This is a genomic window from Mesorhizobium sp. P3_A8 (assembly GCF_056402995.1).
Window position 1 is genome coordinate 97928 of sequence record NZ_JBFUGI010000015.1, and the last position, 12360, is coordinate 110287.

At 63.0% G+C, this 12360-nt stretch carries 11 protein-coding genes; 10 read left to right on the forward strand and 1 reads right to left on the reverse strand.

Features of this window, described 5'->3' with window-relative positions:
* Positions 1–3: 3 nt before the first annotated feature.
* Together AC1DX4_RS29530 and AC1DX4_RS29535 are read left to right on the forward strand one after the other, a co-directional pair.
* The gene (locus tag AC1DX4_RS29530) at positions 4–3183 is read left to right on the forward strand and encodes an efflux RND transporter permease subunit (protein WP_477223667.1); all 3180 of its coding nucleotides are present in this window, start codon (positions 4–6) and stop codon (positions 3181–3183) included.
* Positions 3184–3193: 10 nt separating this feature from the next.
* A complete protein-coding gene (locus AC1DX4_RS29535; protein WP_477223668.1) occupies positions 3194–4684 on the forward strand; it encodes an efflux transporter outer membrane subunit in 1491 nt (496 codons plus the stop codon).
* A gap of 136 nt (positions 4685–4820) precedes the next feature.
* On the opposite strand, the gene AC1DX4_RS29540 is transcribed toward AC1DX4_RS29535, so the two are convergent.
* A complete protein-coding gene (locus AC1DX4_RS29540) occupies positions 4821–5225 on the reverse strand; it encodes a host attachment family protein (protein WP_477223669.1) in 405 nt (134 codons plus the stop codon).
* Positions 5226–5477: 252 nt separating this feature from the next.
* Between AC1DX4_RS29540 and AC1DX4_RS29545 the strand changes: the two genes are divergently transcribed.
* The 8 genes from AC1DX4_RS29545 to AC1DX4_RS29580 all read left to right on the forward strand — a co-directional run bounded on the left by AC1DX4_RS29545 (position 5478) and on the right by AC1DX4_RS29580 (position 12354).
* Positions 5478–6563 (forward strand): sensor histidine kinase, encoded by a 1086-nt coding sequence (locus AC1DX4_RS29545; RefSeq protein WP_477223670.1) that lies wholly within the window; start codon positions 5478–5480, stop codon positions 6561–6563.
* Between the two features lie 185 nt (positions 6564–6748).
* Positions 6749–7630, forward strand: coding sequence for an EamA family transporter (locus AC1DX4_RS29550; protein ID WP_477223671.1), 882 nt, complete (start codon positions 6749–6751; stop codon positions 7628–7630).
* Positions 7631–7904: 274 nt separating this feature from the next.
* Positions 7905–8864 carry an AraC family transcriptional regulator gene (locus tag AC1DX4_RS29555; protein ID WP_477223672.1) on the forward strand — a complete coding sequence of 320 codons (960 nt, stop codon included), beginning with the start codon at positions 7905–7907 and terminating at the stop codon, positions 8862–8864.
* 202 nt (positions 8865–9066) lie between these two features.
* Positions 9067–9693 (forward strand): outer membrane protein, encoded by a 627-nt coding sequence (locus AC1DX4_RS29560; RefSeq protein ID WP_477223673.1) that lies wholly within the window; start codon positions 9067–9069, stop codon positions 9691–9693.
* Positions 9639–9770, forward strand: coding sequence for an outer membrane protein (locus AC1DX4_RS29565; RefSeq protein ID WP_477223745.1), 132 nt, complete (start codon positions 9639–9641; stop codon positions 9768–9770). The genes AC1DX4_RS29560 and AC1DX4_RS29565 overlap by 55 nt, the downstream gene beginning before the upstream one ends.
* A 439-nt stretch (positions 9771–10209) precedes the next feature.
* Positions 10210–11151, forward strand: coding sequence for an SH3 domain-containing protein (locus AC1DX4_RS29570; RefSeq protein ID WP_477223674.1), 942 nt, complete (start codon positions 10210–10212; stop codon positions 11149–11151).
* A gap of 10 nt (positions 11152–11161) precedes the next feature.
* Positions 11162–11584, forward strand: coding sequence for a hypothetical protein (locus AC1DX4_RS29575; RefSeq protein ID WP_477223675.1), 423 nt, complete (start codon positions 11162–11164; stop codon positions 11582–11584).
* Positions 11585–11601: 17 nt separating this feature from the next.
* On the forward strand, positions 11602–12354 hold the full coding sequence (locus AC1DX4_RS29580) for a hypothetical protein (RefSeq protein ID WP_477223676.1): 753 nt from the start codon (positions 11602–11604) through the stop codon (positions 12352–12354).
* Positions 12355–12360 lie beyond the last annotated feature (6 nt).

Consider the following 12360-nt stretch of genomic DNA (forward strand, 5'->3'; position numbering starts at 1 on the left):
GCGATGTCAGCATTCTTCATCAACCGGCCGATCTTCGCCTGGGTGATCGCCATCGTGATCATGCTGGGCGGTCTGCTCGCGCTGACCACGCTGCCGATCTCGCAATATCCGCAGATCGCGCCGACCACGGTCAACATCAGCGCCACCTATCCGGGCGCTGATGCATCGACCGTCGAGAATTCGGTGACCAAGGTCATCGAGCAAGGCATGACCGGTATCGACAATCTCGACTACATGACGGCGACCTCGACCTCGACCGGCCAGGCCTCGATCACGCTGACCTTCACCACGGCTGCCGATCCGGACACCGCCCAGGTGCAGACGCAAAACAAGCTGCAGCTGGTGCAGTCGCAGCTGCCGCAGGTGGTGCAGAGCAACGGAATCACCGTCTCCAAATCCTCGACCGGCTTCCTGATGGTCATCGGCTTCGTCTCCAGCGACGGCAAGATGAACTCGACCGATCTTGCCGACTATGTCGACTCGACCATCAACGACACGCTGAAGCGCGTCGAAGGCGTCGGCTCGACGCAGCTGTTCGGCTCCAGCTATGCCATGCGCATCTGGCTCGATCCGGACAAGCTCGCCAAGTACACGCTGATGCCGAGCGACGTGGCTTCGGCGATCGAGGCGCAGAACACGCAGGTTTCGGCCGGCCAGCTCGGCGGCATGCCGCAACGCAAGGGCCAGCAGCTCAATGCCACGGTGACGGCCAAGAGCCGGCTGCAGACCGCCGAACAGTTCCGCAACATCATCCTGAAGAGCACGGTCGACGGCTCGCTGGTTCGCCTCAACGACGTCGCCACCGTCGAACTCGGCGCCGAAAGCTATACGACGGCCGCCAGATACAATGGCCAGCCGGCGGCCGGCGTCGCCGTCAACCTGGCGACCGGCGCCAACGCCATCAGCACGGCGGAAGCGGTGCGCACGACGATCAACCGGCTGAGTTCGACCTTCCCGCAAGGCGTCGAGGTCGTCTACCCCTACGACACCTCGCCCTTCGTGCGGCTGTCGATCGAGGAGGTGGTCAAGACGCTGGCCGAGGCGATCGTGCTGGTGTTCCTGGTGATGTTCATCTTCCTGCAGAATCTGCGGGCGACGATCATCCCGACCATCGCGGTACCGGTGGTGCTGCTCGGCACGTTCGGCGTGCTGTCGCTGTTCGGCTATTCGGTCAACACGCTGACCATGTTCGCCATGGTGCTGGCCATCGGCCTGCTGGTCGACGACGCCATCGTCGTGGTCGAGAATGTCGAACGCGTGATGCAGGAGGAAGATCTGTCGCCGAAAGAGGCGACGCGAAAATCGATGGGCGAGATCACCGGCGCGCTGGTCGGCATCGCCACCGTGCTGTCGGCGGTGTTCGTGCCGATGGCCTTTTTCGGCGGCTCGACCGGCATCATCTACCGGCAGTTTTCGGTGACCATCGTCTCGGCCATGGTGCTGTCGGTGCTGGTAGCACTTGTGCTGACGCCGGCGCTGTGCGCCACCATCCTGCGGCGACCCAAGGACCATGCCACGCAGACCGGCCCGTTCGGCTGGTTCAACCGCGTCTTCGATCGCGGCACATCAGCCTATCGCGACGGCTCGCATGGCATCATCAACCGATCCTGGCGCTTCCTCGCCGTGTTCCTCGCAATCGTCATTGCCATGGGCTGGATGTTTGCCCGGCTGCCGAGCTCGTTCCTGCCGGAAGAGGACCAGGGCATCCTGATCACCAGCGTGTCGCTGCCGGTCGGTGCGACGCAGGACCGGACCGAGCGTGTGCTGAAGCAAGTCACCGACCACTATCTCAACGACGAAAAGGACGCTGTCCAGGGCGTCTTCACCGCTTCCGGCTTCGGCTTCGGCGGCGCCGGGCAGAATGTCGGCATTGCCTTCGTGCCGCTGAAGGAATTCAGCAAGCGCTCATCGCCGGCCCTGGCGGCGCAAGCGGTCGCCCGCCGCGCCATGGGGGCCTTCTCCAAGATCAGGGATGCGCAGGTCTTCGCGCTTGCCCCGCCCGCCATCCAGGGTTTCGGCAACACCAACGGCTTCGACTTCTACCTGCAGGACGTCAATGGCGCCGGCCATGATGCGCTGATCCAGACGCGCAACCAGCTTCTCGGTCTTGCCGCACAGAGCAAGCTGCTGACCGCCACAAGGCCCAACGGCCAGGAGGACCAGCCGCAATTCTCCATCGATATCGACCAGGAGAAAGCCAGCGCGCTGGGCGTCAGCCTCGCCGACATCAACAACACGCTGTCGAGCGCCTGGGGCAGCGACTACGTCAACGATTTCATCGATCGCGGGCGGGTGAAGCCGGTCTATATGCAGTCGGACGCGAACTTCCGCATGCAACCGGAAGATCTGGACAAATGGCAGGTGCGCAATGCCAGCGGCGCCATGGTGCCGTTCTCGGCCTTCGCCTCTAGCCACTGGACATTCGGTTCGCCGCGGCTGGAACGCTACAATGGTTCGGCGGCGGTCGAGATCCAGGGCGCGGCGGCCGCGGGCGTAAGCTCCGGTGCTGCGATGGACGAGATCGACAGGCTGGTGGCGCAATTGCCGCCCGGCTATTCGCATGAATGGACCGGGCTGTCGCACCAGGAACGGCTTTCCGGCAACCAGGCGCTGTCGCTCTATGCGATTTCGGCGCTGGTCGTCTTCCTGTGCCTGGCCGCACTTTATGAGAGCTGGTCGATCCCGTTCGCGGTCATGCTGTCGGTGCCGATCGGCATTTTTGGCGCGCTCGCGGCGGCAACCCTCTTCGGCCAGACCAACGACGTCTATTTCAAGGTCGGCCTGCTGACCACGATCGGCCTTGCGGCCAAGAACGCCATCCTGATCGTCGAGTTCGCCATCGAGCGGCAGGCGGCCGGCATGGGGCTGGTCGAGGCGACGCTCGAGGCGGCGCGACAACGGTTGCGGCCGATCCTGATGACGTCGCTGGCCTTCATCCTCGGCGTCACGCCGCTTGCTATCGCCAGCGGCGCCGGTTCAGGCGCGCAGAACTCGGTCGGCATTGGCGTGATGGGCGGCATGATCGCGGCGACGGTGATCGGCGTCTTTTTGGTGCCGCTATTGTTCGTCACGGTGCGGCGCATCTTCAAGGGCAGGGCGGCCAAGCAGGATATCGGGCCAGATACTGGGCCGGATACCGGGCAAGGAACAGGCGAGAAGCCAGCGACAGCCAACCAGCAATAAGGGACTTTCCATGACAGGTTTTGAACGTGGCCCGGTGGCCGCGGGGCGGCTCATTGTGCCCATGATTACGGCTGTTTTGCTCAGCGGATGCGTTGTCGGTCCGGATTATCAGACGCCCATCTTGCCGATGCCGGCAAACTGGAGCAGCGAGAAGCCGACGAAATCCGTCCAGCCGGCGCAGCTGTCGCAATGGTGGCAGCGCCTGCGCGATCCGCAGCTAGACACGCTTGTCGAGGAAGCGGTCGCCGGCAATCTCGACGTCGCCACCGCCAAGGCCAAGATCCGCGAGGCGCGCGCCAGCTATCGCCAGAGCGCCGGCACATTGCTGCCGTCCGTGGACGGCTCCGGTTCGGTGACGCGCAACAAGTCGGCCGAGACCACAGCGGGGACCAATTCCATCTACGCGGAATACCAGTCCGGCTTCGACGCCAGCTGGGAACTTGACCTGTTCGGCGCCAACCGCAGGGGCGTCGAGGCCGCTCGCTACGGCGTCGATGCGGCGCAAGAGGAACTGCGTTCGACACTGCTGACCCTGGTCGGCGATGTCGCGTCCTATTACACCCAGGCGCGCGGCTACCAGGCTCGCATCGCGCTCGCCCGGCGTTCGGCCGTGTCGCAGCGGCAGACCGCCGAACTCACCCGCACCATGGCGCTGGCAGGTTCGGCAACGGCGGCCGATGTCGCCAAGGCGATGGGGCAGGCGGCCAGCACCGAAGCCGCGGTGCCGACGCTGGAGGCAAGCTATGCCGAGGCGGTGCATCGCCTGTCGGTGCTCACCGGCCGGCCGCCGGCCACACTCGCCGAGCGGTTGAAGCGCAGCAAGCCGATCCCGTCACCGCGCCTGCCGATGCCGACCGGGATTCCCGCCGATATCCTGCTGTCACGCCCGGATGTGCGCATGGCCGAGCGGCAATACGCGCAATACACCGCCAAGGTCGGCCAGGCCGAGGCGGCGCGCTATCCCTCGGTCAGCCTGACGGGAAACATCAGCACGGCGGCGCTCAATCTCGGTGATCTCGGCAAGAATTCGTCGATAGGCTGGTCGTTTGGGCCGTCGCTCAGCGTGCCGCTGTTCAATGCCGGGCAGTTGCAGGCGGCGGCCGATGTCGCCCGCGCCCAGCGCGACCAGTATTTCATCGCCTACCGCGCCTCGGTGCTGACCGCGCTCGAGGATGTGGAGAATGCGCTGGTGCTGATGGCGCAGGAGCGTATCCGGATCAGCAAGCTTGCCTCGTCGGCGAAATCCTATGGCGAAGCGGCGAACCTCGAAGGCACGCTCTACAAGGCCGGCGAGACCAGCCTGCTCGACGTGCTCGACGCCCAGCGCTCGCTCTACTCGGCCGAGGATTCACTGCTGCAAAGCCGTGTCCTTTTGGCGACCAACTACATCGCCCTCAACAAGGCGCTCGGCGGCGGCTGGAACGGCACGGTCGACAGCAGCAAGCCCGAGATCGTCGACGTCAAGACCGGACCACGGCTGGCGAAGATGGCGGCGCAGTGATGAGTTGCCGTCGAGCGTGTTCGCCGCCGACGATATCGTGCTGAGGGCAATCAAGTGGAGTGCTCTCGCCAACTGCTTGCGGCGAGAGACTTCAGGCGGTGAACATGCAGGGATTGTCTAAGGCCAGATTGACCATCTAGGCAGCGGCAACGACTTTTTCTATCTCCTGCGCCGAATGCCCGGTGAGATCTTTTGCGATCTCGCCAACAAGCACCGCCGACAGTTTCTGATGGTAATGCTTGCGCAGTTCCCCAAGCGTTCGGGGAGCGGCAATGACGATCAGGTTGGCGATTTGACCGCCGAGCACTTGTCGGTTGAGAAGCTCGGCTGTTCCTGCCGCGAAGCTATCTTCGTCGATCTGACTGTTGTCTGGATTGGCAGAGCTGCTTTGATGACGCGCGCCGGACCCCTTGTTGTCATTTGTCACGTCTTCGACGGCCGAGGCCGTCAGCTTTGGATTGGCTTCGTCTCCTGAGTTGCGAAACAGGTTCAGCTTTTCGCCGTCGGCCACTGCAACGGTCGCGCCTTTGGGAATATCCATTGTCGATCTCCAATTGCGCCAGTCGCTGACCAAATCCAATTGATGGCCTGCTGACGTCAGCCTAAACGCCCCAACTTGGCATGGCGTTCCATGAACTTGCCTCCAACGTGTTGAGTTCGACGCGCTGTCGCGGCCGCATAGTCTGCAGGACGTGAGCTGGTAGACGGGCAGCGACGGCGGCACGCTTTGGCGATAGCGACCTGATCGCATCGCTGATACTGATGGTGCCCACGCACAGCACAGGCGCCGCAGATGACATCCGATACACACAAGTCCGAAGCGGTCGAGCAGTTGCTCGATACGCCGGACCTTGCCAGCGCGCTTGAAAGCGAACAGTTCAAGAAGTTCCTCGATCAGGTGCCGATCGCCATTGCCGTTTCGGACCTCGGCGCCAAGGAGCGTGTCGTCTATGCCAATCCGGAATTCGAGAAACTGTCGGGCCTGAAGGCGGCGAGGCTCGCCCAGAAGCACTGGGCGGCACTTGCCGGCACCGGCCTGCACCAGCAGAAGGAGCGCATGCTGTCCGAGGCGGTGGTCGAGGAGACCGATTTCGTCGGCACGTTCCGGCTGGAGAGGGCGCAGGATACACCGGCGATCGTCGACGCCTATTCCAACGTCATCGAGGACGACAATGGCAAGGTCTGCTTCCGGCTGGTGGCGCTGGTCGACGTCTCGGCCCATGGCGAGACCGAGGATGCAGGCTCCGTCGAGGAACGCGTGCGCGAGAAAGACACGCTGCTGCGCGAACTGCAGCACCGGGTGAAAAACAATCTGCAGATGATCACCGCGCTGATCCGGCTGGAGACGCGCAACGCGACCGAGCCGGACCAGAAGCGTTTCGAGAGGCTGGCCGGCCGCGTTGACGCGCTGGCGATCCTTTACCAGACGCTGTCGGGCGACGATCACAAGGACGAGGTCGACCTCGGCGTCTATCTCAGCCAGATCGCGTCGGCGGTGATGAACTCGCATGCGGTCGAGGGCATTCGCCTCGACATGAAGGTCGATACCTATCCGGTGTCGGTGAACGTCGCCATGCCGACCGGGCTGGTGGTGAACGAGCTTTTGACCAATGCGCTCAAGCATGCCTTCAAAGGGCGCGACGGCGGCACGATCACGCTGCATAGCATCGTCAACGGCGATGGCTGCCGTATTGTCATCGCAGACGACGGCATCGGCCTGCCGGAAGGCGAGACCTGGCCCAAGCCCGGCAAGCTCGGCGCGCTGATCGCGCGTTCGCTGACCGAGAACGCCAAGGCGGAATTCGACGTGAATTCGAGCGCCAGCGAGGGCACGCGGGTCACCATCGTCTTCAAGCGCTCTGTTGCCGCCGCCGCTTAGGCAGGCAGCCCCAACCAATGCCGTGAATGGCGGAAGGGGTTCCCCGACTTCCGGGCCTATGCCCGCGCTTGCCCCAGCCGACTGTCTTCCCGTGCCTCACGACAGGCCTGCCCGGGGAGGCCATAGCTGCCAGCCATGCCACCGGTCGCGCGGATGCCCGGCACGGCAGGGAAGGGTGACAAGAAGTGACATCGATGCCGGTTGCCAATCGCGAAGCGGCGCCTCTGCCCGTCGCGGCGCTAATGGGGGCCATGGTGTCGATCCAGATCGGCGCCACTTTCGCCAAGACGCTGTTCCCACAGATCGGTGCGCAAGGCACGACGACGCTGCGGCTGGTCATCGGCGCGCTGATGCTGATCGCGGTGCTGCGGCCCTGGCAGATGCGGCCGTCGCGCGCCACCTTGCCGTGGCTGGTCGCTTATGGCGTGACGCTCGCGGCGCTCAACCTTTTGTTCTACGCCGCGCTCGCCAGGATTCCGCTCGGCGTTGCGGTTGCGCTGGAGTTTTCCGGGCCGCTGCTGGTGGCGACGCTGGCCTCGCGGCGCGCCAGCGACTTTGCCTGGATCGCGCTGGCGGTCGCCGGCATCGTGCTGCTCTCGCCCTTCATCCATTCGTTGCAGCCGCTCGACCCCGTGGGCGTGATGCTGGCGCTCGCGGCCGGCGGCTTCTGGGCGCTCTACATCGTGCTCGCGCAGAAGGCCGGCGCGGAGCTTGGCACCCGCACCACCGCCTATGGCATGGCGATCGCCGCCGTGCTGGCGCTGCCCTTCGGCGTGGCGCAAGCGGGCATGGGTCTGCTGGCGCCCTCGATCCTGGTCAGCGCGCTGCTCGTCGGCCTGTTTTCGAGCGCGCTGCCGTTCTTCCTGGAGATGGTGGCGCTGACCCGCATGCCGGCCCGCATCTACGGCACGCTGACCTGCCTGGAACCGGGGCTCGGCGCACTGGCCGGCTTCCTGTTCCTGCACGAGAGCCTGACCCCACCACAACTGGCCGGCATTGCCGCCGTCATCGTCGCGGCCGCCGGCACGGCGCTGACCTCGAAGCCGCCGGTGCCTTCGCCGGAGTAGGGGCGTGGCTTCCTCGTCGCTGCCATCGCCGTCTCGGCGGTAAATGCTGCGTAGAGACCGCATGAGGCCGGGCGTCGCCGGTTCTGCTGGCTTGTGCGTGTATTTCCGAAAATCCCCACGCCGGATCAATCGAAGCTGGAAGATCCTTGTCCAGAACGGCAATGAAATTGTCGCCTGGCGCACAAGTATTTCCAGCTCTGGACAGAGCGTTATCTGGTCCAATACGGTGCACAACAAAGTGAATATGCGCGCGTGAAAAAGGTCTGGTTGTTCCTTGCAAAACAATGTCTTTTCATCGGTCGACCTGCCGTCGCATCTGGACCAGCACGCACGGTTCGCGCTCTGGCAGGACATCCACGTCGCCGAAATATGGTCGGTCGAATATACGATCTCCGAGAAGCTGTCGTTTAAGGCCGCGATCGAGGCCACGGCCGTCGGGCCGCTGGTGCTCGGGCAGATGGCCGGGACCATCAGGCATGCCAGCCGCAAGGCGAGCAACATCGCCGCCGACGGCCGTGACGGCTATCTGCTGCTGGTCAACAATGGCGATACGGTGCTCAGCGGCACCCAGATCGGCCGCGATTATCGTGTGGGCAAGGGCGAGGCCGCACTTGTCTCGGCTTCGGAGGCGTTGCAGATGACGGGCGGCGACAACAATGTCTGGGCCAATGTGGTGCTGCCGCGCGTCGTGCTGGAGAATGCCTTCACGCATGTCGAGGACCGGTTGGCGTTGACCATCGGTGCCGACAATGAGGCGCTCGACATGCTCAAGCGTTATTGCAGCTTCCTGGAAGCTGGCCCCGCTCTGGTTTCACCCGATCTTGTCGGCCATGCCACCGAAACGATCGTCGACCTGATCGGCCTGGCGACCGGCGCCAAGGGCGAGGCCGCCGAACTCGCGGGCCTGCGTGGCCTGCGCGCGGCAAGGCTGCAGGCCATCCTGCAAAAGATGCGGGACAATTTCGCCGATCCCGCCATTTCGGCCCAGAGCGTTGCCTCGCAATTGCGGCTCTCGGTGCGCTATGTCCATGACCTGCTGCAGGAAACCGGGGTGAGCTTTGCCGAGCGCATTCACGAATTGCGCCTGCAGAGGGCGCACCGGATGCTTTGCGACAGGCGCAACGACCGGATGCGCATCAGCGAGATCGCGCTGCTCAGCGGCTTCTCCGACGTTTCCTATTTCAATCGCTGCTTCCGCCGCCGCTTCGGCTCGACGCCGAGCGGCGCCAGGTAGGTTCGCGCCGCCAGTCCTGTCGAGCGCCAAATCGACTGCGGCTGAATCGCCACACCGACCGGGAAAGCGCCGCCCCACTATCCCAGACAATTCCAGTGCGGCCCAGCCCAAGACGTGACCCGCGGACAATGCAACACCGGGTGCTCGATCGCCGCGGAGCATTTTCGCGGCGGGGACCACAACCCTTGGGGCGGCAGACAAAATGAAAACGATCCTACTCGCTACGGCCTTCATCCTCGCGCCGATCGGCATGGCATGCGCGGCAGACATCACTGAGGCATCGCCCGTTTCCGGCTACGACTGGTCCGGCCTCTATGCCGGCGTCGACATCGGATACGTGGCCGGAAGGTCCGATCTCTTCATCGCCGGCGGCGGCATCGGTGGGGCCACGGACCTTAACCTTCCCCTCGATCCAGACGGTTTTATTGGCGGTATTCATATCGGCGCCAACTACCAGATGGCGAACCGCTTCGTCATCGGCGCCGAGGCTGACATCGCCTACAGCAATGCCGACGGACTGACGCCCCTCGATGCTAGTGGCGGTGGTTTCAGCACATTGCTCAAGAGCGAACTTAAGTGGTCGGGTGCGGCGCGGCTGCGGGCGGGCTACGCTTTCGATCGGACTTTGCCCTACATCGCTGCCGGCGTGGCCGCGGCAAAGTATGAAGTGACTGCGATCGGCGGTAGCGGCGCCGTTCAAATACCATTCCACGATGAGACCCATGTCGGCTGGACCGTTGCGCCGGCATCGAGCATGCCTTCACCGACCGGTGGATCGCGCGGGCCGAATATCGCTACTCCGACTTCGGCAGCAAGGACCTCTCGATAGCAGCCGGTCTGCTCACGGAGACGCATGTCGATCTGCAGACGCACGATGTCCGGGTCGGGCTCAGCTACAAGTTCTGATCGGCTGAAGCGGCCATCTTTCCCTAGGGGGAGATGGCCAGCAGATCAGAGGAGGCCGGCTTCCCAGCCAGGATTCTCAAGAAAAAATTACCAGAACGGCCGGAATGAGGACTCGATTCTACTTGAACAGAGTAGTAGCGTGACAACCGGGTGAGAAAAAAGATAAAACGATTGGGGAGCATCAGCACATAGTTCGTTGATGACTTTTCGAATGCCTGCCATCTCGGCTGGCCGCAGATGATGATTACAGAATCCAAGCCCAGCAGACATGACTGATCGCGGAAGCGTCGACGCCTGATTGAATCGAGGCGATAGCTTGTTGTTCGCGGCTGTATTCGATGGTCCCTCGGATAAATCCGATACGGACGCACCGACCCTTCGGACGAAATTACTTTGGAGTTTCACAGCATAGACTGAATTCAGATTGGTGGGTGGGGAAATGACCAACATGCTGGATGACGCGATGGCGGACGAAGTCTCTCCCGCTATCGATGGCGCGGTCGGCGACGAGGAGCCAGTCCCGATGGAGGCTGCGCCGCCGCCGCCAAACGTGGTGCCGGCGACGACTGCAACCGGCGATGTCTATGTGACGATCGCGCGCGATGGCCTCAACCTGCGAGCAGGCCCTGGCACGGAGTTCGCGGTTGTCGGCGTTCTTCAACTGGGTACACGTGTCCACCTTCTGAAGCGGGAAGGGACGTGGGGACAGGTGGACCGGAACGGCGACGGCGCCGCGGATGGCCACGTGCTGCTGTCCTATCTTCGGCCCGAGCAGGCGGATGGCAGCCCACCGCAACCGGCGCAGCCATCATCGCCGTCAGGCAGCTTCGTCACGCTGGACAAAGTTCTCCTGCAGACCATCATGGACCGCTGTGGCGGCGTTCATATCCGGTCGCAGCTCAATCTGGATGTCGTCGCCGACGCACTCAATCGCGCGATGTTGCTCGCCGATGCCGGTACGCGACTGAGGGAAGTCGCGTTCCTGTCGCAGGCGGTCATCGAGACGGATTATTTCCGGACATTCGAAGAGTATGGCAGGGGGCACGGCATGCCGTACGGACGGTATTACGGTCGCGGCATGCATCAGCTTACCTGGGAAGCAACCTACAATTCGTGCAGCCGTGCGATTTTCGGGGACAACCGCCTCGTGGCCGATCCGGACCTGATCATCAAGGACATAGGCACCAACATACAGGGGACTGCTTGGTACTGGAGGGACTACAAGCCGTTCAATGCCCTGGCCGATGCCGGGAATATCGATGAGATCATCAGGCGCCTCTATGGCGGAACGATCACCAGCAGCAAGCCGAAGGTGAGGAAGTCCGTCATTCTGCGGCGCAGTTTCTACACGACGATCAAGTCGACCCTCGACAGCCAGTAGCCCGAGGAAAATGATGCATTTTCTGTGGCGGCAATCGATCTTGACGAGCCTGTCATTGGCATTCCTGGCCGTCGTTCACGGCCGGGCGTTGGCTGACGATACGGCTGATGCCTCGAGGGCGTTTGCCGACGTCAACTGGGCCTGGTCGGATCGCGGACCGTGCAGCGACGTTCTGCTTTGCGCGACCTATCTTGGTGACTTTTCCATCAAACTTCACCTCGATGGCACGATTACCCCGGTCTTGCACGTACAGAGACTGACCACATCAGCTCACGACTGCATTCAGCGCGCCTTGGAAGCCTTGGCGCACGGAGATAAGGCGCTGGCGGTCTCATGGGTCGTCGCTACGCAGTTACATAACCAGGACGAAATGGATTGGCTGGGAACGCACTCAAACCTTGTTGTGTCGACCTTGGATCATTTTGATCACTAGAAAATCAAGGAGGGGCCGTGGCAGAGCCGACACCGGATAATGGGGCCTCAGTGGTGGACCTAAACGTATTGACCGCGGACAAGCAGATTGCCGGGCGGATTCTTGCCGCATACCAGAGGATGCTGCTTTGGCTGTTCCTGACGACGATCGCCGTGATCGCCGCGATCGTCGTCGCGGCGATCCTGACCATGAAGGCTCAGGGGGACAGCGATATCGCACCTGGAATTTTCCCGGTCGTGGTGCTGTCCGGCTGCCTGGGCTCTTTCTTCAGCGCGCTGATCCGCCTCTACCAGTTCGACGATCTGCCAAAGGCATTGGTCAGCCCTGTGTTGCAGGACCTGCCCAAATTCTATCTGTTTATCTATTCGCTCGTTCCGGCTGTTGTCGGAGCCATCGCCGCTGCGGTTCTCTATCTGGTCTTCGCCAGCAAGCTGCTGACCGTCGCTCAACTGATACCCGAATTCACGTGTAAGATCGGGGCTTGCAAGAACTTCACGGACCTGACGAGCAATTTCGGGCCGACGACCATGGAAGATTATGCCAAGGTCTTGATCTGGGGTTTTATAGCCGGGTTTGCCGAACGCCTTGTGCCGGACACGCTCCAGCGCTTTGCCAATGCGCTGGAGACTGGCGATGCCGTCAAGACGTCAAACGCGGATAACGCCGACAGCGACCCGGCGGTCGTGAACGAGAATGTCGCGCCGCCTGATCCGGCTGTCGGAAACGGTGCCGCACCCGCCGACAAGGCCAAGGGACAGCCTGTCGGCTGAGTGCGG